The sequence below is a fragment of the Gardnerella sialicivorans subsp. sialicivorans genome, assembly GCF_056746795.1.
The window spans coordinates 146,786-169,573 of record NZ_JBWPXA010000004.1 but is presented as its reverse complement, the minus strand read 5'-3'; the positions used below and the strand labels follow the sequence as shown (position 1 = coordinate 169,573).

Here is a 22,788-nt window from a genome sequence, read left to right as displayed (position 1 = left end):
ATAATATTAGGGGGTATATTAATAAATCGCATGTACTTAATCGACAAAAATTTGCAATTTCGCGCGTGTCTTCTAATCAAAAATAAAAGGACGCTAACATAAAAGCTAGCGTCCTAAATAAAGGGTAAATGCGCTAAATCACATCTTTTCTGGCGCACTAACACCAAGCAAATCAAGGCCTTCTGCAATTACCGTACGCACAGCCGAATTAAGCTTAAGTCGAGCTGCAGCTCGTGCTGGCTCTGGGCACTTTGCAATGCGAACTGCCTCGCGCTCTGCTTCTGGCAAGCGATTTTCTGGGTCACTCAACTCCATTGGCACTACGCGCTCAAGGTTGTACCACTTGTGGTAGCTTGCAGCCAAATCCTCAAGATAATGCGCAACTCTGTGCGGAGCGCGCAAATCGCCAGCTTGCGCCAAAGCTGCAGGCCATTGCGCCAAAGCAGCCAACACTTCGCCGTCTGCCTCAGTATTAAGCAAGCTTAAATCGGCTCCGTCTGCACTAATTCCAGCGTCTGCCGCGTTACGAGCCACATTGCAACTGCGCGCGTGAGCATATTGCACATAATACACAGGATTATCGTTGCTGTGAGAAGCAAGCAAATCCAAATCAATATCAACGCTTGTGTTGTAATCTGTGCGCGCAAGCGAGTAGCGCGAAGCATCAACGCCAATTGCATCGTCTAAATCGTCAATTGTGATGACGTTTCCAGCGCGCTTGCTCATGCGTACAGGCTTGCCATCCTTCATAACATTTACCATCTGGCCAATAAGAATCTGCATATTTTCGCCAGGATTGTCTCCAAAAGCTGCGCACATTGCCATCATTCGGCCAATATAGCCATGGTGATCCGCGCCAAGCATGTAAATTGCTACGTCTGCAGGATTCTGCTCGCGATGGCGCTTGTTGCGATAGTACGCAATATCTGCAGCGAAGTAGGCGTAATTGCCGTCAGACTTAATAATTACGCGATCCTTGTCGTCGCCATGCTTAGTGGATTCAAACCAAGTTGCGCCGTCTTTTTCGAAAATGTCCCCGCGAGAACGCAAGTCTGCAATAGCGCGCTCAACTTCGCCATCCTCGTACAAGCTGTTTTCGTGGAACCACACGTCAAAACCAACACGAAAATCACGCATTGACTTGCGAATTTCCGCAAACATCATTGGAACTGCACGCTTGCGGAACTCTTCTCGCTGCTCGGAATCGCCTTCGCCAAGTGGCAATCCTTCCTCGTCTTTTCCAAGATCGATTCGTGGCAAAGAAAGAATATCAATGCCATCTGCTTGCGCTTCTTTTATAACAGCGTCCGCGATTTCGTTAATATACGCGCCTTTGTAGCCGTCTGCAGGCGTTTCTTCGCCGTGAGCTGCAGCAACTAAAGACTTTGCAAAACGGTTGATTTGCTCACCGTGATCGTTGAAGTAGTATTCGCGCACAACTTTTGCGCCGTTCGCTTCCAAAACTCGAGCCATAGAATCGCCAACTGCTGCCCAGCGCGTGCCACCAATGTGGATTGGACCAGTTGGATTTGCGGAAACAAACTCAAGATTCAAAGTTTTGCCGCTCAAATGCGTATTTTTGCCAAAATCCGCACCCTGATTTAAGACCTCGTCTACAACTGCCGCTGCAGAAGCAGAATCAAGCGTTATGTTAATAAAGCCAGGACCTGCCACCTCTACGAGCGAAATACCTTCTGCTTCTTGCAAACGATCGGCGAAAAGTTCGGCTAAATCGTGAGGCTTCATACCAGCTTTTTTAGCTAGCTGCATAGCAACGTTTGTAGCCCAATCGCCGTGTGCGCGATCTTTTGGTCGCATAACTGCAAGTTTTTCGGCAACAGGAATCAAATCTTCTGTTAAACTGCCAGCTTTACCGCTTGCTATTAAATCTTTAGCAATTTTTTCAATTAATTCACTTAAGCTTTCTGGATTCATGGTTTACAGTCTAGCGTTACCGCGCGATGCTTCGCGATTGCAATACACAAAAAGCGCTGGAGTCGAAGATTGACTTCCAGCGCTTTTGTTTTGCGACTAATCACAAGCAGCTTACGATTAGCTACTTTAGTTACTTGCGATTAATCATTTTTAATTATTTGCAAACTACTTCTTTTTTGCAGGAGCTTCACCGAGTTCGCTTTGAGCAACAGAAACATTTACATTAGCTGCATCAGATTCCGCAGATTCAGATTCAGAATCAGAAGAATCTCCAGCATCCGCAGCCTTAACAGCGTTAAGCTTTACTTCTCCAGTAACGCGTCCAGCTTCCGCAACGTCTCCCAAAGTTTCCTCAACAGCCTTATAAGCGTTTTCTGCTACGTTCAAAGTCACTTGCAAAATAGGAGTCTTCATAGAAACTTTTGCTTCAGACTTAATCTTGCGCAAAGTAGCCAAAGCCTCGCCCGCGTAAGCCAAAGTGTCTGCAGAAACTCCGTTTGCAGCAGCCTCATACGCCTTAGCGCATGGCCAGCTAGCACGATGCACAGAACCTTCGCCGTCATGCATCCAGCTCCACACTTCTTCCGTAGCGTAAGGCAAGTAAGGAGCAAGCAAACGAGCCAAAGCGTCGAGTGCAAGACCAAGAGTTGTGCGAGCAGACTTTACAGCAGATTCGCTTGGAGTGCGTCCCGTGGATTCCGCAGTTCCATAAGCACGATTCTTTGCAAGCTCAATGTAATCGTCGCAGAACTCCCAGAAGAAGGTTTCGATTGCTTCCAAAGCCTTAGAATGCTCATAAGATTCAAGCGCATCAGTTGCGGTACGAATAACGGATGCAAGCTTTGCCATAACAGAGCGATCCAAAACTTCCGTAACGTCTGCAAAATCCCAATCCGCGCTGGCAGACTCAAGAACCTGATGTTCCTCGTCTTCGCGACCAATCGCGAGCGCAAACTTTGTAGCATTCAAAAGCTTAATCGCAAGGCGGCGTCCAATCTTCATTTGGCCTTCGTCGTAAGTTGCATCCAAGCCAAGCTTTGCAGAAGTTGCCCAGTAGCGCACAGCATCCGCACCAAACTCTTCGATTGGCTTATTTGGCACAACCACGTTGCCCTTAGATTTAGACATCTTCTTGTGGTCTGGGTCTAGAATCCAGCCAGAAAGCGCAGCATGCTTCCAAGGCAAGCAGCCGTTTTCAAGATGCGCGCGATCAACCGTACTAAACAGCCAAGTACGAATAATATCCTGGCCTTGTGGACGCAAATCCATTGGGAAAGTAGCCTTAAACAAAGCTTGATTTTCCTCACCTGGCTCTTCCCAACGAGTCACAATTTGTGGAGTTAAGGAAGATGTAGCCCAAGTATCCATAATGTCTTGCTCAGCAGTAAAGCCATTTGGCTGGTCTCGCTGAGACTCGTCGAAGCCTTCTGGAACGTCAATAGTTGGGTCGATTGGCAAACGGTCTTCGCTAGGCGTCAAAGGATGCTCATAGTCAACTTCCCCATTTTCATTTACTGGATACCATAATGGGAATGGCACGCCGAAGAAGCGCTGGCGAGAAATAAGCCAGTCGCCATTCAAGCCATGAACCCAATTCTCGTAGCGCACGCGCATAAAGTCTGGGTGGAAGTTAAGCTCCTTGCCGCGCTCAATAAGCTCAGCGTTCAGCTTTTCGTCCGTGCCACCGTTCTTTAAGTACCACTGGCGAGAAGTGACGATTTCCAAAGGCTTATCGCCCTTTTCGTAGAAGTTCGTCATACGCTTTGTTGGCTTTGGATCGCCTTCCATATCTCCAGCTGCTTGCAAAGCTTCAACAACTTCCTTGCGAGCAGAGAACGTGGTTTTGCCAGCAATCTTCTCGAACATTTCGCGACCAGACTCGTCCGTAATCCAATCAGGAGTAGTCATTACAATGCGGCCGTTTCGCTGAATAATTGGTCGAGTTGGCAAACTCAAATCGCGCCACCACTCAACGTCTGTTACGTCGCCAAAAGTGCAGCACATTGCAATGCCAGCACCCTTGTCCATTTGAGCTGCAGGATGCGCCAAAATCGGAACCTTCACCTTAAACAGCGGCGAGTAAACTTCTTTGCCAAAGTACTTCTTGTAACGCTCATCGTCAGGGTGTGCAATCAAAGAAGTGCAGGCAGCAAGCAATTCTGGGCGCGTAGTCTCAATATAAATTGGCGTACCATCTTCGAAACGGAACGCAATCTTATGGTAGAAACCAGGATACTCGCGCGCTTCAAGCTCTGCCTGGGCAACTGCAGTTTGGAAAGTCACATCCCACAATCCTGGAGCATCTTTCTGATAAGCCTCTCCACGAGCAAGATTGCGCAAGAATGCTTTTTGCGCAACTCGACGAGGCTGCTCGCCAATAGTGTGGTAAGTTTGCGACCAGTCTACAGAAAGACCGAGCCTGCGCCACAATGCTTCAAAAAGCTTCTCATCTTGAGAAGTCAAGCGCTCACAAAGCTCAATAAAGTTCTGTCTGCTTACAGGAACCTGGTCTTTTGCCTCAATCTTCTTGCCTTCTGTGCCTTCAAATGGCGGCTTAAAATCAGGGTCATACTTAAGCGAAGTATCTACGCGCACGCCGTAATAGTTTTGCACGCGGCGCTCTGTTGGTAAGCCGTTATCGTCCCAACCCATTGGGTAGAACACATCAAAGCCTTGCATGCGCTTATATCGCGCAATCACATCCGTATGCGTGTAAGAAAATACGTGACCAACGTGCAAGTGGCCACTAACGGTTGGAGGTGGAGTATCGATTGAATACACGGCCTTGCGGTCGCGAGAATTGTGGAATTCGTAAGTCTTAGCTTCATCCCAATTACTACGCCATTTGTCTTCAAGACCATCAACACCAACCTTATTAGGCAATGGTGTTAAATGTGCGTGTTTTACTGTGTTATCCTGTTCACTCATGAACTGAATATTAGAAACTCACTGAGACATCGCACTATAACAGAGCACTAAGGACTCACTAAGCCAGCACTATTTAACAGTCACATCATGCAAAGGAAGCAGCTGATCAGTCATGTTAGTAGGATATCCACTCACATTTGACTTTGCAACAACAATGCTGTTTCTTGCGTACAACCATCCCGAAACCGCATAATCGCACAATTCTTTAGCGTACTTTTTAATGTTTTCTTCGTACTCTTGCGGACTTGTAGACTTCATTGCGTCTGCAAAATACTTTTGCGAAGCGTGATCTTGGAACAAGTAGTTAGACTTAGTGTCTGCATACATTCCAGAATCCAAAGTGTGATTAGTCCAAGTAAGAGCTAAGTCGTATTTGCCTTCGCGTATTCGTTGATCGATTACACTTTGGTCTAATTCTTCTAGTTTTACTGGGAATCCACCTGCATAGCTTAAGTTTTTTGCCATTTGATCGCAAACACTAGCCATTCCAGTCGGAACAAGCATTGTGATTCCGCGCAAATATCCTGCAACAAAGTAGTGGTACATACCGTAAGCTTTTTGAACGTCGTGAGGATACGTATTACTAAAATCTTCATATCCTGGAGACATAGGGTCGATTGGACCGCCAACAAGCTGGCCTCCAAAAGGATCGGAAGCAAGAATAACATTTGGCTCAATCACGTGTCTTGCAGCTCTACGAATTTGCTGATCGCAGAACATAGATGACATTCCCGTGTTAAAAGCAAACATTCTTAATCTTGTGCTTTTTCCCTTTACCAACTTAGTGTTTGACATTGCAGCCATTCGATTGTTTTCATTTCCGTCTAGTGGAATTGCCATTTGCACGCTGCCATCATTAACAGCGTTTGCTAAAGACGTGTCATCGTTAAAATACTTAAGAGTTATGCTTTGGCATCCAGCTTGCCCCGCCCAATAATTGTTGTTTCTAACAAGAACGAGATTTCCACCCTTATTGTATCCCTTTACCGTAAACGGACCTGTTCCAATAGCATCGGAAGCGTAATTAACAAAAATGTTTGTGTTGTAAACAATTCCAGCTCTTCCAGCTAATCGCCTTGGCAAAAGTGGGTCTGGAGTCTTAAGAGTTATGTTTAAAACGTTAGGCCCAGAATTAGAAACGCTTGTTATGTTTGTTAGCTTTTCGTAGCCAGGATAATTCTTTGTAATGCCTTGCTGAAGCGATTTAAGAACGGAGCTTGAGTTCATTGGGTCTCCGTTAGCAAACTTAATCCCGCTGCGGAGCCTAAATTTATAATTCAATCCATCGTCCGAAACGCTCCAAGATTGCGCAAGCCCTGGGTGTAAAACATTGTTTTCGTCTCGTTTTACAAGAGTTTCGTAAACGTTCTCCAAAAGTGCCTGTTGTAAGGAATCGCTATCGTCTGTTCTAATATCTAGCGAAGCTGGAGCCGTGCGTAATCCTATTGTTAAAGTTGAACTTGGCGCTGGAAAGATGTTTGTAGGTATTAAAGATCTTCCGCCTATAAACCGCCATCCGCCCCAAATCATTGCAGATAGAATGCCGATTAAAACAATAAATACAACCCATGGTTTAGCGCTTCGTCTAGTTTTATGCGCGTATCTTGCACTACGCACATGCGAAGCAGATGAGTATCTTTCAAATTCAGGCATGATTAAAAGTTTATATCACCGTTTGAATTTGATTGCCGAATTTATTCACAAAATAGTCTAAAAATATCCTAAAAATATTCTAAAAGAGTTTACTAGATGCCATTAATCTTGTAATCTTGCGCAAATTGACTTGCTACAATCTAACAGAAGGGCATAAAAACCTAAGCGGGCAATCAGCACAGCGCGGGTTTCTAGCAGTGCAAAACATTCTTCCGTGCAAAATAAGACGATGCGAAAGATTCGTCCATTCTTCTGGCGCAAAACAAGCTGTGACTTCTTGCTCGATTTTTACAGCATCTTTAGCTTTAGCACTAGCCTCACTAACCCAGCCAAGTCTTGACGTAACGCGCATAACATGCGTATCTACTGGAAATCCTGGAATCTTAAAAGCGTTTCCTAAAACAACGTTTGCTGTTTTTCTTCCTACGCCTGGTAGCTTTGTAAGATCTGCCATATTATTTGGCACAACGCCATTAAAATCTTTAACAAGTTTTTGCGAAAGCTCAATAATATGTTGCGATTTTACTCTATAAAATCCAAGCGAATGAATTATTTCTTGCACGTTGTATATTTGCGCTTTTGCTAAATCGACTGGCGTTGGGTATTCCTTAAAAAGCTTACTTGTAACAAGATTTACGCGATTATCTGTTGTTTGCGCACTAAGAACAGTTGCGATTAAAAGCTCAAATGGGTTCGTAAAATTTAGCGCACATTTTGGATTTGGGATTTCTTCGCATAAAATCCTGTATTCTTCGCGCATTTTGTTTTTATTTATCACATTTACCGTATTGATTTTATTTGTGTTATCTATTGTGTTATTTATTGTGTTATTTATTGTGTTATTTATTTTATTCGTGTTATTTGTAGCCAATATAAGCCTAGTCTAAATCGTTGGAAACGCTTGAATCCTCGTCACGCGAATCGCCAGAATCCTCGCGATTAGCGTTTTGTGCATAATCGTCATTTTCGACTTCGTCAACTTGAGCTTCTAATGGGTCAAAACGATATCCAACATTTCTAACTGTTCCAATAACATGCTCATATTCAACGCCCAACTTTGCGCGAAGCCTACGAATATGAACGTCTACCGTTCGCGTTCCGCCGTAATAATCGTAGCCCCAAACCTCTTGAAGTAAATGTGCACGCGTAAAAACTCTACGAGGATGCTGAACAAAATACTTAAGCAGCTCAAATTCTTTATACGCTAAATCGATAGGCTTTCCGTGCAAACTAACTGTGTAACTTTGCGTATCTACAACTAAATCTCCAGAGCACATTTGACCATTGCTGTTAACCTCAACGCTAGTGGAATCGGCAACAGTAGAGCCATCAGCAGAATCTGCAGATACAACTTTTTTAGCAGCTAAGCGCAATCTTCCTTCTACTTCGGCAGGAGAAGCAGTTGTTAGCATAACGTCGTTAACGCCCCAAGATGGGTTTACAACTGTAAAACCGCCCTCTGTAAGAATTAGAATAATAGACATTGTTAAATTAGACGCGCGCACAAGAGAACACAGCGATTTTGCTAAAGATAAGTCTTCTCTAGCATCAACAAGAAGAATAGTATCTTCTGGCATTTTAAGTATGCTAGAAGGTTCCATTGGCACTACGCGCACGCGATGCGAAAGAAGCGTTAGCGATGGCAAAACTTTTGCAGGCGCGGCACAAGAGGTCATCAATGTAATATCCGTCATATTGACACCTCCATAGCGCATAGAATTGAATGAAAATTCAAAATCAAGCTGTTATAAAAAAGAATTGTAATCCATGCTTAAGAAGAATCAAAAAGCGCAAGTGTACGCTTGCATATAAAATGATGTAAATACATGATTAACAAATTAAATACACGGATTGAATACACAGATTGAATACTGCGTAAACGCGATAGGAGCGTACAATGAGCAACACTATTCAGCGCAACAAAATGTATGATCACATTACGATTGTTGTAACTCAATTTGTTGCTATAGTTCTTTTAGCATCTGCTGCTATGCTTCCGTTTGCAACAGCAAAAGCAGTTTTAACTGTTTGCATTCTTATTCTTCTTGCTCTAATAACTTTTTGGCCACTCAAAGGCTCTACAGCCGATAAAGCTATTCCTTTTCTTGCATCAGTAGCGTCTATGTGGTGTGCAACGTTGGCCTTAAAAGGATGGCTGCCAAGCAGCGTGATTGATGGCGAATCAGAAGTTAGTATTCACAAATTTGTTGCTGCTATTAGACCATACGAGCGATGGGCGGTAAACTTTGCGCTAATTCTTGTTGCAGCAACATTTGTTAGCTTTGCTAGACAAATGTTTAGAGAAGATAGGTCTAATCTTGTACGAAACCTATCTCATTGCCTTACTGCAAGTATTGCATGCGCAGCCTTGCCTGGATGGCTTTTCTTGCCGTCGATTATTAAATTCACTTTTTCTGTGCGCGTATTAGAACTTGGCGTATTAGTGGCAATTATTGGACTGTTTGTTGTGATTGTTTTGGCTGGTCTTTCTCACCTTTGGATTAAAGATGCACAATACAATGCTGGAACAGTTTTCCCGCAAATTGGAACAGCTTTGATTCCAATTATGATGTGCGGAATGGTTGTTTACGGAGCTGGATTAGCAATGTTGCTTGTAGCGTAAGCGATTAAAGTTAATGCTAGTTGTTTCACACGTTGTTTCACGCACTGTTTCACGCAATTAGATAGCAATTACTTATTAAGATATTAAAAAAATATTAAAAGATATTAAAAGATATTAAAAAGTGTCTAACACATAAAATGCGTTAGACACTAATAAATACGTTGTTAAAACGCTTAGAAGCTTGCGACTAATCGCAAGAACTACTTTTCGCTTTCTTCCAAACGCTTGCGAGCTGCAACGATTTCCTTCTCTGCTTGATCAACTCCAGCCCAGAAGTCTCCAGGAAGAACTTCCTTGCCTGGCTCCAAAGCCTTGTATTGCTCAAAGAAGTGCTTGATTTCTGCCTTGTGATACTCGTTAACATCATCAATATCTTTAATGTCGTCAAAGCGAACGTCTGCTGGCACGCACAAAACCTTGTCATCTCCACCAGCTTCGTCAACCATGTGATACAAGCCAACAGCGCGGCATTCAACAACGCAACCAGGGAACACGGAATTTGGAATCATAACAAGAGCGTCAAGAGGATCGCCATCTTCGCCCAAAGTTCCATCAATGTAGCCGTAATCATCTGGATATCCCATTGCGGTGAACAAGGTACGGTCCAAAAATACGCGACCAGTTTCGTGATCAACTTCATACTTGTTCTTAGAGCCGCGTGGAATCTCTACCACAACGTTAAATGTTTCTGCCATTTTTACTCCTTAACGTAAAACTTAATGCTTAAGTACGTTTAAGCATTTGTTTATCAATCTAACGTTTGTACATCTAACTTAGACTGTTCAGTCTAACTTTAGCGCGCAGCAAAGAGTATATAAAACGCTACGCGCACTATAGCGATTCAGAACCAGTTAGATATGCGGACTATATGCGGACTATATGCGAGACATATTTGTGTAATATATTTGCGACATGTGGAAAATAGCGCGCAATACGCTTTACGATATACGCACAAGCAAATCGAAGCAAAGCGCAATAATGCGCGATTTAGATAAGACACAGAAAGTGTCAACTAACCGATGCAAAAAACATAAAGAAAAATATTAATAAAAAATATTAATAAAAACAGTAAAACATTTGAAAAATATTTTAGCTCACATTAAAAAAACTCTCGTTAATTACGCAAAAATACGCGAAAAATCAAGGAAAAACTAAGACACGCTATAGGCGTCTTTAGTGTCTTAATACATAGATAATATGACTACGTTTTAGAGCGATACTAATGGAAAAAATCGAACATAAACACTTGTAAAACTGAACAAAGAACTGAATACAAAAATACAGCAAACACAACAAACACGTATTAAGTTGTAGGCAAGATGACAGAATTGAACAACGCAACAAACGCTGCAAACAAACGCAACGCTGCAATAGACGGCATGCGCGCGATTGCAATTATTGGAATTGTAGCGTTCCACTTGCGTCCAATTGTATTCAACGGCGGCTTTCTAGGCGTAACAATGTTTCTTGTTATGGCAGGATACTTTAGCACCGTATCTTTGCTAAAAATGTTCAGCGAGAATAACAATAAAAATTCACATTTAGATGGCAACCAAGAAAGCCAGAAGAAAAAATCAAAACTTATTGCCTACTTTAAGTACCTGCTTAAACGCATAAAACGAATATGGCCTTCTACGCTAGGCATTATTGCACTAAGCGCACCACTTATGTGGCTGTTTTCGCCAAGCCTTTTAACAAAGTTGCAATCAGATGCTCTAACTGGAGCAACATTTAGCAGCAACATGGCGTATATTTTGCGAAAAGTCTCGTATTTTGAGCAATCGGGGCTGCCTTCTCCTATTAAGCATTTATGGTACTTAGGCCTTATTATGCAAATGTTTATTTGCTGGCCAATTATTCTATGCGCAATTCTTAAAATAGTTAAATCAAAGTTTGTGCGAATGCTTGTTACTGCAACGCTTACGATTGCGTCTGCGCTTACAAACATTGCAATAACAATTCTTTATGGAGAAGGGCAAACCATTGCACGCGTGTACTACGCTTTAGATACGCGCGCATGTGAATTTCTAATCGGCGCACTTTTGGCAATGTATTGCACATGGTTTAGCGGAAAATCTGCTATAAAAATCATCTCAGACGCGTGCCGCTACATTGTTGGAAGCAAAAGCGAAAAAGAACAAATTGAAAATCAAGAAAACGATTTGCAAAATGGCAAAAACAAAGGCAAGCAGCCAATTTTAGAATCCATTGTAGGATTTGCTGCACTAGCGTTTGTTTTATTCTGCTTTATTAAACAAGACGGACTAAAAACGTGGATTGTGTACGGCGGTTATGCGCTTTTTGCAATAGTTTGTGCGATTTTAATGCACGCTTGCATGATAAAAAACAACGTTTGCGCAAAAATACTTGGCACTAGCGTGTTAAGCTACTTAGGCAAGAGATCTTTTGCGATTTATCTTGTTCATTTTCCTATACTCGAAATCTTAAATCCTGCAACTAGAACAACGCACATAACGCTATTTGAGCAGATTTTGCAATGCGTGATTGTTGTTGCTGCAGGTGAAGTATTTTACAGAATTTTTGAAATGCCATTTGCAAGTAAATATATGACTTTTAGTGTTAACACAAAGTCAGAGAATACAAAAGATAATTCGATGGATGATTCTATAGATGATTCTATAGATAAAAATAAAAACCTTGATCTTTCTAGCGATACTTTAAGCGTTAAAAGCAAAAACATTCGACTTCCATTTGTTCTACGAAGAGTTGCAACTACTGTGTGCGCAATAGCGTGCATAGTGCTAATTGCTGCGCCATTAAACTGGAACAGCATTGCTCAGGCGCGAGCAATACAATTAAGACCAGAACTAACAAGTCAAGAACAAAACAATAAAACTCATTCGCAAAATGGCAAGCAAAAGCCAGAGTCAGGCCAAAGCTCAAAGTCAAACTCAAACAATAACAATAACTCAAACAACAAGTCGGGCACAAAGTCAAATCAAAATCAAAAAAGAAAAGTAGGCGGAAAACGCCAAAATATAACAAAACAAATGTTTCCAACAAAGCCAAGCGCGCATAGAGTTCTAAACCCAATCGCAGAAAAAGTGCCAGCAAACATAAACACAAAACCTTGGAAAATTGACTCAAAACAAGACGTTTGCACAGCAGACATAACAATGGTTGGAGACTCCGTAACCGAAGGCGCAAAACCGTACCTTATAAAAGCTCTACCAAACGCTTGGATTGACGGAAAAGTTAGCAGGCAGATTTTCCACGGAGCCGAAGACTACCAAAAAGACGTAGCCGAAAAACACCCTGGAAGTGTTGTAATCTACGAGCTTGGAACCAACGGGCCGCCTAGAGACGAGTCAGTTTTACAAAACATGGTGAATATTACTGGCGGAAAGCCCGTGTACTTTGTAACAACTCGCGTGCCGCAACCTTGGCAAGACGAAACGAACGCAAAATTGCGCGCATTTGCATCAAAGCGCAAAAACGTTGGAATTATTGACTGGAATGGCACTAGTGCAGGCCATAGCGAGTTTCTAACAGACGACGGAATACACTTAACGCCTATTGGCGGGCCACAATACGCACGAATGATACGACTAGCAGTGTGCGGCGGATGACTTGCGCATAGCAAAACAAACCGCCCAAATCACGTCAAAATATTACGATGGTACATATGAGTGAGTTAATAACCCCATTTTCCCAAAGCAATAAGGGCGATTCGATTGCAGATTGGAAGAATCCTCTGCGAGACCCGCGCGACTTGCGACTAGCTAAAATCGCAGGACCGTGCAGCCTTGTTATATTTGGAATCACGGGCGATTTAGCTAGAAAAAAGCTAATGCCAGCCGTATACGATTTGGCAAATCGAGGACTTTTGCCGCCTGGATTTGGACTTACGGGATTCGCTAGACGAGACTGGACAGATGAGCATTTTGTAAACTTTGTGCGAGAAAATATTCAACAGCATTGCCGTACGCCATTTTGCGAATCCACTTGGATTAATCTTGCAAAAGGCATACGTTTTGTTCGCGGCACATTCGACGACGCAAGCGCTTTCGAGCGATTAAGCAAAACCGTAAGCGAACTAGACAGAGATCGCGGAACTCGCGGAAATCACGCGTTCTACATGTCGGTTCCGCCATCCAGCTTCCCTGTTGTAGCTCAACAACTGGCTGCATCGGGGCTCTCACACTCCTCCGAAAACGCATGGCGACGAGTGATAATCGAAAAACCATTTGGCCACGATTTAGCAAGCGCACAAGAGCTGGATCGCGTAGTTTCCGAGGTTTTTGACCCTAATTCCGTGTTCCGCATAGACCACTATTTAGGCAAAGAAACTGTGCAAAATCTGCTTGCTTTGCGCTTTGCAAACGCAATGTATGAGCCAATTTGGAACGCTAATTATGTTGACCACGTGCAAATCACTATGGCAGAAGACATTGGCATAGGTGGCAGAGCTGGATATTACGATGGCATTGGCGCTGCACGAGATGTTATTCAAAACCACTTGTTGCAGCTAATGGCACTTACTGCTATGGAAGAGCCTGTAAGCTTTAGCGCTGGCGATTTAACAGCAGAAAAAACTAAAGTCTTGTCTGCTATACGATTGCCTAAAGATTTGGGCGCAAACACTGCAAGAGGCCAATATGCAGAAGGCTGGCAAGGCTCGTATAAGGCTATTGGATATTTGCAAGAGCAAGGAATTAGCCCAGATAGCACTACAGAAACGTATGCTGCTGTGCGATTAGACGTAGACACTCGCCGATGGGCTGGAGTGCCATTCTACTTGCGAACTGGCAAGCGCTTAGGCAAGCGCGTTACAGAGATTGCTGTGATTTTTAAGCGCGCTCCACACTTGCCTTTTGAGACTACTGCTGTTCGCGAACTTGGTAGCAATGCGATTGTGATTCGTGTGCAACCAGACGAAGGCGTAACAATGCGATTTGGCGCAAAAGTGCCAGGCGGAACGTCTATGGAAGTTCGCGATGTTTCTATGGACTTTAGCTATGGAAGGTCTTTTACAGAAAACTCTCCAGAAGCCTACGAGCGCCTTATTTTAGACGTTTTGCTTGGCGAGCCACCACTTTTCCCAACAACGCAAGAAGTTGATTTAAGTTGGAAAATTTTGGATCCGATTGAAGATTTTTGGGCTTCGCTTAACACGCGTCCGCAACCATACCGAGCTGGAACGTGGGGGCCTGAAGAGGCAGATCAAATGCTTGCTCGCGATAATCGCCATTGGAGGCTGCCATGATTATTAATCTTCCTAACACAAACACGTCTAAAATATCCGCAAAAATCGACGAACTTCACGAAGAACGAGGCGAATCCGCCACTGGCCGCGTGCTCACTCTTCTTATTGACACCACTCTTAAAGAGCTTGAAAATGCGCTTGGAGCAGCAAATGCAGCCAGCCGCGAGCACCCTTGTCGCGTTATCGCGATTGTTCGCGATTGGCAAAGCGCTAATGCAAGTTTGCATAATCAGAATCAAGGCAATCAAGAAAATCAAGAAGAAGAAACACCGAACTTAGACGCTCAAGTGCGATTTGGCGCAGATGCTGGAGCAGGCGAAATCATTATTCTCTATCCGCATAATGACCTTGTTCGTCACCCAGATACGCTTGTTATTCCGCTTCTTGTTCCAGACGCGCCTATTGTTGCATGGTGGCCTACAAACGCTCCAGAAAATCCTGCTAAAGACTTGCTTGGAGCTATGGCAAGCAGCAGAATTACAGACGCTCAGCGCGCCAGCAACACTCTTGAAACTGTACAAAATCTGCGAAAAAACTGGTCTTCTAAAGACGTTGATCTTTCTTGGACTCGTATTACGTCTTGGCGTGCAATGCTGGCTTCCATGCTTGATCAGCCGCCGCACTTGCCGATTCTTAGCGTTAAAGTTAGCGGCCCTAAGCACTACGTTCCACTGCATTTGCTTGCACAATGGCTAAAAATCTCACTTAATGTTCCTGTAGAAATTGTTGAAGATTCAAGCGCGAATGCAATTACGGAAGTAAGTCTTAAGCGGCAAGATGGCGAGCTTTCTTTAACTCGACCTTCCGGCAGCAGCCAAGCAATAATAAGTCTCCCTGGGCAAGCTTCTCAGCCTATTTCTATGCCGATTCGTTCTTTACAAGACTGTTTAAGTGAAGAATTACGCAGAATTGACCCAGACGAGATTTATGCGCAGCTTATTCACGCAAATTGTTGCACAATGCAAGATAACAGATGTGACTAAACACAATAGCACAATCAAAAATAACGAAGATTGCAAAATAAGAGGTTCATATGGCTAAAGATTTTAGATTTGCACATAACGCAACAGTGTACGGCTACGACAATCAGGATATTTTAGCTGCTGTTGCTGCACAAAAATTTGTAACTTTGATTATGCAATGGCAAAACAATGTTGAAAATCTTAATAAGCCATTCCATCTTTTGCTAACAGGTGGAACAGATTCGATTCGCATGTTTCAAATGCTAGCTAGCAATCCGTTACTTCCAGCAATCAACTGGTCTAATGTGCATATTTGGTGGGCAGATGAGCGTTTTGTAGCTTATAACAGCGACGATCGCAATGCGCGCAAGGCTCGCGAGCTACTTCTTAACATGCTTAGCGATCACAAAGTTTTGCAGGAGTCTCATATTCACGAAATGCCTGCAGATGAGCGCAATGCGCAAGAAGTGGCGAATGCTAGCGATGCTGAAAATGACGCTATTTTAGATGCGGCAGCGCACGACTATGAGGAAGAGATTATAGGATTACTTGGGCCAGAGCCTCACTTTGATTTGGCAATTCTTGGCATGGGGCCAGACGCGCACATGGCTTCTCTTTTCCCAGGATTGCAGCAAATTCACAATCGCGATCGCATAGTTTTAGGTGTGAATCACTCCCCTAAGCAGCCGCCAATGCGATTAACGCTTAGCGCACCCGTGCTGGCTCATAGCCGCCGAACTTGGTTCTTAACAGCTGGAGAGCAAAAAGGAAAAGCTTTAATGGACGCGCTTTCTAGTGACAATAACTCAGACTATCCTGCATCTTTTGCTAACGGAACTGAAGAAATCGCGTGGCTAACTACCGCAGAAACTTTGCGCGCTGCAATCCAATAATATGCATAATATTCAATCAACTAAAAATTGAATAAACATAGCCTAGATGTCGCATTTGCGAAAATATGGCTTTCAAAACATAGCGCATTGGGGAAAAACAGCCCCTAAAAACATGGCGCATTTGGGAAGAGTGTTATAAAATCGTTGAAATATCAAGGAAATCAATCAATTTAAGAATATTAGTAAAATTCAGCAATAAAATATGCTAGAAAGATCAGAATAGAGTACATGCCTCTGCATAATAATGCAAAGGCATGTTAGCTATAAATATTATTAGTTTTAATCTTGCTTAACTTCTGGGCGATTAGGCTCTGCCCACAAAGTGTGGAATACACCTGGCTCGTCAATGCGTCCGTATGTGTGCGCGCCGAAGAAATCGCGCTGAGCTTGAATAAGTGATGCTGGCAAACGCTTAGAACGCAAGCCATCGTAGTATGCAAGCAAGCTAGAGAATGCTGGAACAGGCACGCCATGCTCCACTGCACGCGCAATAACACGTCGCCAAGCAGCTTGCGACTTTTCAATAGCATCCTTAAAGTACGGTGCAAAAAGCAAGGAAACACTTGCCTGCCCAGATTCAAAAGCCTCAGAAACGCGGTTCAAGAACTGAGCACGAATAATGCATCCGCCGCGCCAAATGCGAGCAACAGCAGCCTGATCAATCTTCCAATCATGCTCAATTGCAGCAGCAGCAATCTCGTCAAATCCTTGCGCATAAGAAACAATCTTAGAAGCGTACAAAGCTTGGCGAATATCCTCAATAAATGCCTTACGCTCAGAATCGTTCAAATCAAAATGCATATCTGGACCAGTCAAACCCTGGTTTTCTGCAGCTTCACGCAAAGCAACTTGGCTAGAAAGCCCGCGAGCAAACACAGCTTCCGCAATACCCGTTACAGGGATTCCAAGAGAAAGCGCAGACTGTACAGTCCAAGTGCCAGTGCCCTTCATGCCAGCGTGGTCCACCATCATTTCAACCAAAGGCTTACCATTCTTAGCATCCTTCTGGCGAAGCACATCCGCAGTAATCTCAATCAAATAAGAATCAAGTTCGCCCTTGTTCCACTCGCTAAACACATCTGCAATGTCTTCGGACTTCATGCCCAAACCGCGAAGCATTAAATCGTAGCTTTCGGCAATAAGCTGCATATCTGAGTACTCAATGCCATTGTGAACCATCTTCACAAAGTGACCAGCGCCATCAGTGCCTATATGTGTTACGCAAGGCTCGCCTTCTGCAACAGCCGCAATCGACTTTAAGATAGGGCCGAGCGTCTTCCAAGATTCCTCCGTGCCACCAGGCATCATCGAAGGGCCGCGCAAAGCACCTTCTTCTCCGCCAGAAACACCGCAACCAACGTAGTGAAGACCGCGCGCGCGAATATTACGCTCTCGGCGAATCGTGTCTTCAAAGTAGGAGTTTCCGCCGTCAACGATAATATCTCCTGGCTCCATAGCATTTGCAAGCTCTTCAATAACAGCGTCTGTAGGAGCACCAGCTTTTACCATAATGATTGCTGTGCGTGGGCGCTTAAGCGAAGCCACAAACTCTTCAACAGTTTTAGCTGGCACAAAATCGCCTTCGCTGCCATGCTGATTCATCAACGTTTCTGTGCGCGAATAATGACGATTATAAACAGCAACTGTATTGCCGTGATGCGCAAGATTTCGCGCCAAATTCGATCCCATAGCTGCCAAGCCAACAACACCAATATTTGCTCTAGCTTGAGTTTCCGCCATTTTGCACCTCTATCTTTTAATATTTATAACAGTAATATTTATAACCGTTTTATTATTTTATGATTGTTTTATCTTTAACACTTAACCAATCAAAACACACTTTTTTAAGTTTATCGTTTTATATGCACAAGAGTTTTTGTTGCGCTCACACGTAAATTTTGCACTATCGCAATAGTGGCAATTTTGTGATAAAGATTACATTTTTACTTTTATTCATCGCTATTTAGAAAGCATAAATGCCGCTTAAATCTTATAGACACGCGTGCTGGCTCAAATTTGGAGACACTAGATATAGGGATTAGCTATACAACACGCCACTACAAATAGTGTTAAGTGGTAGTAGACTGTTAAATCGTGCCAAAAAGCACGAAATTAAATAATCATAAAGCAAAAACTTAAACACCACATAACGAAGGGAGACGAACCGTGACTATTACAGTTTTCACCAAGCCACATTGCCCACAGTGCGATGCCACAAAGCGTCAATTCACTAAGCTAGGCGTGAATTTTGAAACAGTAGACTTAACTCAAAGCCCTTCTACTTTAGACCAGTTGCGCGCTGCAGGATATCGCCAAGCGCCAGTGGTGATTACTCCAAACTCATCTTGGAGCGGATATCGTCCAGATTTGATTGCACAAATCGCAAGTCAATTAGAAGACAACAATCAAAACGGTTAAAGCAGTCAAGAATCAACAATCAAAATACGCAAAATACGCAAAGCAATCAAAATAATCAAAGCAATCAAGAAGCATAAAAATGTGTGATCAAGAAAATATGTCACAACCAAGCGAGCCAGAAGCGCGCGCACAAGGCGAATCAATCGGAGCTGTAGTCTATTTTTCTTCCGTCTCCGAAAATACACTACGATTCGTGAAAAATTGCGATTTTCCAAGCAACAATGTGAACGTGTATCGCATACCGCTTCGTCCAAAAGAACCAGAATTGCATGTGCGCGAACCATACGTTTTGATTGTGCCAACTTACGGCGGCGGAAATATTAAGAAAGCAATACCAATACAAGTGCGCAAATTCCTAAACAATCGCGAAAATCGTTCGTTTATTCGCGGCGTAATATCTTCTGGAAATACGAATTTTGGAGACGCATATTGCGCTGCAGGCGGTCAAATCGCTGGAAAATGCGCAATTCCAAATATGTACTCATTTGAGCTCACGGGAACTGCGGAAGACATAGAAAAAGTAGCGCAGGGAATACCAAAATTCTTAAGGCAACTAAAAGAAACAGAAGAAACGAAATAAACAAAAACAACAAATACAGCATATAAATAAAATCAACCAGCGTTTGAAAAGCAAAAACAACGCACTAGGAAAGGAATAAAAACCCATGAATAGCACGGATCCGATGAGCGAATCTACTTCGATTAATCTTGATCACACTGACGACGCCAGCACTGCCAGCAGTAGCACTGCCGAACGCATTCGCAACAGCCGCGACTACCACGTTCTTAACGCTATGCTCGGTCTTTTTGACCCAGAAAAAGGCATTCAGTTTGATAAAGATCAGGAAGCAGAAAAGCTTTATGTTTCGGGTTACGTGCAAGAACACAGCATGAAGTTTGCTTCCACTCGCGAGCGCTTGAACTATTTGATTGACAATTACTACTACAACGGCAACGTTTTCCACAAATATAGCGACGAGTTTCTAGATAAGTTCTATGAGCACGCAGAAGCCGCTCACCACACTTTCGGCACATTCTTGGGTGCTTTTAAGTTCTACACTTCTTACGCTTTGAAGACTTTTGACGGAAAGAAGTATTTGGAAAACTTCGCTCAGCGCGCAGCTGCAGTCGCTTTGGAACTCGCAGACGGCGATGAAAAAGCAGCGCTTAACTATTTGGACGAGATGCTTGCAGGCCGCTTCCAACCAGCAACCCCAACGTTCTTGAATCTTGGTAAAGCCCAGCGCGGCGAGGCTGTAAGCTGCTTCCTTGTGCGTTTGGAAGACAACATGGAGTCTATTGCGCGAGGAATTAACTCTGCTTTGCAACTTTCTAAACGCGGCGGCGGCGTGGCTCTGCTCCTTACGAATTTGCGCGAGCTTGGCGCTCCTATTAAGCGCATCGAGAATCAGTCGAGTGGCGTTGTGCCTGTTATGAAGCTTTTGGAAGATTCGTTCTCCTACGCTAATCAGCTTGGCGCTCGTCAGGGCGCTGGTGCTGTGTACATTAGCGCTCACCACCCAGATATTATGCGTTTCCTCGATACTAAGCGCGAGAACGCAGACGAGAAGATTCGTATTAAGTCGCTTTCTTTGGGCGTTGTGATTCCAGATATTACTTTTGAGCTCGCTAAGCGTAAGGAAAAGATGGCTTTGTTTAGCCCTTACGACGTTGAGCGCGAATATGGCAAGCCTTTTGCAGACATCTCCGTTACCGAGCATTACGATGAGATGGTTGCAAATCCGCGCATTCATAAGAAGTACATCGACGCTCGCGAATTCTTTATGACTCTTGCAGAGATTCAGTTTGAATCCGGCTACCCTTACATTTTATTTGAGGATACTGTGAATCGCACAAATCCTATTGAGGGCCGCATTACTATGAGCAACTTGTGCTCCGAGATTTTGCAAACTCAGGAAGCAAGCACTTATAACGCCGACTTGTCTTATAGCCACGTTGGTCGCGATATTTCTTGCAATCTTGGCTCTCTCAATATCGCTAAGGCAATGGATGGTGACTTGAGCACAAGCGTTGAGCTTGCTGTTCGTGCGCTCACTTCTGTTTCGGAGCATACTTCTATTGATTCTGTGCCTTCGATTCGTCGCGGAAACGCGGAAGGTCACGCTATTGGCTTGGGTCAAATGAATTTGCACGGTTTCCTTGCGCGTGAACACATGCAGTACGGAAGCGAGGAAGCTCTTGACTTTACAGACATGTACTTTATGACGGTTGCTTACCACGCTTATAAGGCTTCTCACGCTTTGGCTGTAGAGCGCGGGACTGCTTTTGCAAGCTTTAAGACTAGCGCCTACGCTAAGTCTGCAGGCAAAGGCAACTACTTCGATAAGTACACAGATGGCAGCCGCTCACTTGAGCCTAAAACTCAAAAGGTTCGCGATTTGTTTGCTCGTTTTAACGTTGCAATTCCAACCGTTTCGGACTGGGAGCAGTTGCGCGACGAGATTTTGCGCGACGGCATTTACAACGAGTATTTGCAGGCCGTTCCTCCAACTGGCTCAATCTCGTACATCAACCATTCCACGAGTTCAATCCACCCGATTGCTTCTCGCATTGAGATTCGCAAAGAGGGCAAAGTTGGTCGCGTCTACTACCCTGCTGCATACATGACGAACGAGAATATGCAGTACTTTAAGGATGCTTACGAGATTGGCTGGAAGGCTATTATTGATACTTACGCTGAAGCAACTCAGCATGTGGATCAAGGATTGTCCCTTACTTTGTTCTTCCCAGACACTACTACTACTCGCGATTTGAACAAGGCTCAGATTTACGCATGGCGTAAGGGCATTAAGACTCTTTACTACATTCGTATTCGCCAGAAGGCTTTGGAAGGTACGGAAATCGAAGGTTGCGTAAGCTGCACACTGTAAGTCGTAGCGAAGTAAATATTTCGCAAATTAAATCAAAGAAAAAACTTAAAAATTTTATAAAACGTAGTATGAAACAAATAATTTAGGAGTAATAATGACAGAACTCAGCCCAACCAAGCTCGACCCAACAGAACTGCGCAGTAGTCTCGATAAGCCTTTCGGCACTAATCGCGTAATCGCAGACGACGCTATGATGGCAGCTTCTATCACACCATCTCAGTACCGCTACCATCACGGATCGCGCGTACGCCCAGTTAATTGGAACAATATTATTGACGACAAAGATTTGGACGTTTGGAATCGTCTTATTGCTAACTTCTGGCTTCCAGAAAAAGTTCCGCTGAGCAATGATATTCCTTCTTGGCGTTCCCTAACTGACCTTGAGCGCAAGACCACTACTCGCGTTTTTACTGGCTTGACTTTGCTCGATACCAGCCAGGCAACTATTGGTGAGCTTTGCCAGATTGAGCACGCTCGCACGGAGCACGAGCAGGCTATTTACACGAATATTGCTTTTATGCAGTCAATTCACGCTCGCTCCTACTCCTCTATTTTCTCCACTCTTTGCTCTAGCGAGGAGATTGACGAAGCTTACCGTTGGGCTGTTGGCAACGACGTTTTGCAGCAGCGCGTTACCACCGTGCTTTGCGAGTACGAGAGCGAAGATCCGCTTAAGCGCAAGATTGCAGCAACTATGCTTTCTTCATTGCTTCTTTACGCGGGCTTCTATCTTCCGCTTTATTTTGCTTCTCGCGGTAAGATGATGAACACTGCCGATATGATTCGCTTGATTTTGCGCGATAAAGCAATTCACGGCTACTATTCCGGCTACAAGTTCCAGCGCGGCTTGGAGCTTAGAAGCGAGAACGATAAGAAGAATCTTGAAAAGTTCACTATGAACTTGCTTGACACTTTGTACGATTTGGAAGTTGAGTATTCTGGTCAGATTTACGAAGGATTTGACTTCCACGACGACGTTTTTGACTTCGTGCGTTATAACGCTAACAAAGCTTTGATGAATCTTGGTTACCCTGCTAAGTACAGCGAAGAAGAAACTCACGTAAGCCCAGAAATTCTTGCGGCTCTTTCTCCTGCTGCCGACGAAAATCACGACTTCTTCTCTGGCTCTGGTTCCAGCTATATTATGGGCAAGTCTGTTGAAACCGACGACGACGATTGGGATTTCTAGTCACTTAGTTGTTTCATTGCTTCGTTAATTAGTTAATTAATCAGGTTGCTTATGTACTTTTCATAAGCA

General features: G+C 43.8%; 16 protein-coding genes. 9 read left to right on the top strand and 7 right to left on the bottom strand.

The genetic code is table 11. From position 1 onward, the window contains the following. Positions 1 to 138 precede the first annotated feature (138 nt). The 5 genes from argS to AC1EKB_RS04135 all read right to left on the bottom strand — a co-directional run bounded on the left by argS (position 139) and on the right by AC1EKB_RS04135 (position 8,210). Positions 139 to 1,935: an arginine--tRNA ligase gene (gene argS, locus AC1EKB_RS04155; RefSeq protein WP_481248925.1), complete on the bottom strand. Its 1,797-nt coding sequence runs from the start codon at positions 1,933 to 1,935 to the stop codon at positions 139 to 141. Positions 1,936 to 2,100: 165 nt separating this feature from the next. Further along, positions 2,101 to 4,863, bottom strand: coding sequence for a valine--tRNA ligase (gene valS / locus AC1EKB_RS04150; RefSeq protein WP_481248924.1), 2,763 nt, complete (start codon positions 4,861 to 4,863; stop codon positions 2,101 to 2,103). A 69-nt stretch (positions 4,864 to 4,932) separates the two neighbouring features. Further along, the gene (locus AC1EKB_RS04145) at positions 4,933 to 6,516 is read right to left on the bottom strand and encodes an ABC transporter substrate-binding protein (RefSeq protein ID WP_481248923.1); all 1,584 of its coding nucleotides are present in this window, start codon (positions 6,514 to 6,516) and stop codon (positions 4,933 to 4,935) included. 133 nt (positions 6,517 to 6,649) lie between these two features. Continuing rightward, positions 6,650 to 7,276: an endonuclease III gene (nth, locus tag AC1EKB_RS04140; protein WP_481248954.1), complete on the bottom strand. Its 627-nt coding sequence runs from the start codon at positions 7,274 to 7,276 to the stop codon at positions 6,650 to 6,652. 118 nt (positions 7,277 to 7,394) lie between these two features. Next, positions 7,395 to 8,210 (bottom strand): response regulator transcription factor, encoded by an 816-nt coding sequence (locus AC1EKB_RS04135; protein WP_415694519.1) that lies wholly within the window; start codon positions 8,208 to 8,210, stop codon positions 7,395 to 7,397. Between the two features lie 203 nt (positions 8,211 to 8,413). Here AC1EKB_RS04135 and AC1EKB_RS04130 point away from each other — a divergent pair, with 203 nt between their 5' ends. After that, the gene (locus AC1EKB_RS04130) at positions 8,414 to 9,139 is read left to right on the top strand and encodes a beta-carotene 15,15'-monooxygenase (RefSeq protein WP_415694518.1); all 726 of its coding nucleotides are present in this window, start codon (positions 8,414 to 8,416) and stop codon (positions 9,137 to 9,139) included. 200 nt (positions 9,140 to 9,339) lie between these two features. Here AC1EKB_RS04130 and AC1EKB_RS04125 read toward each other — a convergent pair whose 3' ends face one another. Beyond that, complete coding sequence (locus AC1EKB_RS04125) at positions 9,340 to 9,834, bottom strand: inorganic diphosphatase (RefSeq protein ID WP_481248922.1); 495 nt, start codon at positions 9,832 to 9,834, stop codon at positions 9,340 to 9,342. Positions 9,835 to 10,458: 624 nt separating this feature from the next. On the opposite strand from AC1EKB_RS04125, the gene AC1EKB_RS04120 reads away from it, so the two are divergent. From AC1EKB_RS04120 to pgl, 4 genes are read left to right on the top strand one after another with little or no spacing between them, the layout of a single operon-like run. After that, positions 10,459 to 12,729, top strand: a complete 2,271-nt coding sequence (locus AC1EKB_RS04120; RefSeq protein WP_481248921.1) for an acyltransferase family protein — start codon at positions 10,459 to 10,461, stop codon at positions 12,727 to 12,729. 56 nt (positions 12,730 to 12,785) lie between these two features. After that, positions 12,786 to 14,366: a glucose-6-phosphate dehydrogenase gene (zwf, locus tag AC1EKB_RS04115; protein WP_415694516.1), complete on the top strand. Its 1,581-nt coding sequence runs from the start codon at positions 12,786 to 12,788 to the stop codon at positions 14,364 to 14,366. Continuing rightward, positions 14,363 to 15,349, top strand: a complete 987-nt coding sequence (locus AC1EKB_RS04110) for a glucose-6-phosphate dehydrogenase assembly protein OpcA (protein WP_481248920.1) — start codon at positions 14,363 to 14,365, stop codon at positions 15,347 to 15,349. Before zwf ends, AC1EKB_RS04110 begins: the two co-directional genes overlap by 4 nt. Before the next feature lie 50 nt (positions 15,350 to 15,399). Then, positions 15,400 to 16,221, top strand: coding sequence for a 6-phosphogluconolactonase (gene pgl / locus AC1EKB_RS04105; RefSeq protein ID WP_481248919.1), 822 nt, complete (start codon positions 15,400 to 15,402; stop codon positions 16,219 to 16,221). A gap of 279 nt (positions 16,222 to 16,500) precedes the next feature. Here the strand turns inward: pgl and gndA are convergent, their stop codons facing one another. Next, positions 16,501 to 17,961, bottom strand: a complete 1,461-nt coding sequence (gene gndA / locus AC1EKB_RS04100; RefSeq protein WP_481248918.1) for an NADP-dependent phosphogluconate dehydrogenase — start codon at positions 17,959 to 17,961, stop codon at positions 16,501 to 16,503. 426 nt (positions 17,962 to 18,387) lie between these two features. Here gndA and AC1EKB_RS04095 point away from each other — a divergent pair, with 426 nt between their 5' ends. The 4 genes from AC1EKB_RS04095 to nrdF all read left to right on the top strand — a co-directional run bounded on the left by AC1EKB_RS04095 (position 18,388) and on the right by nrdF (position 22,719). Continuing rightward, complete coding sequence (locus AC1EKB_RS04095; RefSeq protein ID WP_415694512.1) at positions 18,388 to 18,639, top strand: glutaredoxin family protein; 252 nt, start codon at positions 18,388 to 18,390, stop codon at positions 18,637 to 18,639. Positions 18,640 to 18,718: 79 nt separating this feature from the next. After that, the gene (gene nrdI, locus AC1EKB_RS04090) at positions 18,719 to 19,219 is read left to right on the top strand and encodes a class Ib ribonucleoside-diphosphate reductase assembly flavoprotein NrdI (protein ID WP_481248917.1); all 501 of its coding nucleotides are present in this window, start codon (positions 18,719 to 18,721) and stop codon (positions 19,217 to 19,219) included. Between the two features lie 85 nt (positions 19,220 to 19,304). Next, on the top strand, positions 19,305 to 21,530 hold the full coding sequence (nrdE, locus tag AC1EKB_RS04085; RefSeq protein ID WP_481248916.1) for a class 1b ribonucleoside-diphosphate reductase subunit alpha: 2,226 nt from the start codon (positions 19,305 to 19,307) through the stop codon (positions 21,528 to 21,530). A 94-nt stretch (positions 21,531 to 21,624) separates the two neighbouring features. Further along, on the top strand, positions 21,625 to 22,719 hold the full coding sequence (nrdF, locus tag AC1EKB_RS04080; protein ID WP_415694509.1) for a class 1b ribonucleoside-diphosphate reductase subunit beta: 1,095 nt from the start codon (positions 21,625 to 21,627) through the stop codon (positions 22,717 to 22,719). The last annotated feature ends 69 nt before the right edge of the window (positions 22,720 to 22,788 follow it).

Bases quoted from the DNA above. Each gene is read 5' to 3' on its own strand.
- argS (WP_481248925.1), bottom strand. From the start codon at position 1,935: ATGAATCCAGAAAGCTTAAGTGAATTAATTGAAAAAATTGCTAAAGAT.
- valS (WP_481248924.1), bottom strand. From the start codon at position 4,863: ATGAGTGAACAGGATAACACAGTAAAACACGCACATTTAACACCATTG.
- AC1EKB_RS04145 (WP_481248923.1), bottom strand. From the start codon at position 6,516: ATGCCTGAATTTGAAAGATACTCATCTGCTTCGCATGTGCGTAGTGCA.
- nth (WP_481248954.1), bottom strand. From the start codon at position 7,276: ATGCGCGAAGAATACAGGATTTTATGCGAAGAAATCCCAAATCCAAAA.
- AC1EKB_RS04135 (WP_415694519.1), bottom strand. From the start codon at position 8,210: ATGACGGATATTACATTGATGACCTCTTGTGCCGCGCCTGCAAAAGTT.
- AC1EKB_RS04130 (WP_415694518.1), top strand. From the start codon at position 8,414: ATGAGCAACACTATTCAGCGCAACAAAATGTATGATCACATTACGATT.
- AC1EKB_RS04125 (WP_481248922.1), bottom strand. From the start codon at position 9,834: ATGGCAGAAACATTTAACGTTGTGGTAGAGATTCCACGCGGCTCTAAG.
- AC1EKB_RS04120 (WP_481248921.1), top strand. From the start codon at position 10,459: ATGACAGAATTGAACAACGCAACAAACGCTGCAAACAAACGCAACGCT.
- zwf (WP_415694516.1), top strand. From the start codon at position 12,786: ATGAGTGAGTTAATAACCCCATTTTCCCAAAGCAATAAGGGCGATTCG.
- AC1EKB_RS04110 (WP_481248920.1), top strand. From the start codon at position 14,363: ATGATTATTAATCTTCCTAACACAAACACGTCTAAAATATCCGCAAAA.
- pgl (WP_481248919.1), top strand. From the start codon at position 15,400: ATGGCTAAAGATTTTAGATTTGCACATAACGCAACAGTGTACGGCTAC.
- gndA (WP_481248918.1), bottom strand. From the start codon at position 17,961: ATGGCGGAAACTCAAGCTAGAGCAAATATTGGTGTTGTTGGCTTGGCA.
- nrdI (WP_481248917.1), top strand. From the start codon at position 18,719: ATGTGTGATCAAGAAAATATGTCACAACCAAGCGAGCCAGAAGCGCGC.
- nrdE (WP_481248916.1), top strand. From the start codon at position 19,305: ATGAATAGCACGGATCCGATGAGCGAATCTACTTCGATTAATCTTGAT.
- nrdF (WP_415694509.1), top strand. From the start codon at position 21,625: ATGACAGAACTCAGCCCAACCAAGCTCGACCCAACAGAACTGCGCAGT.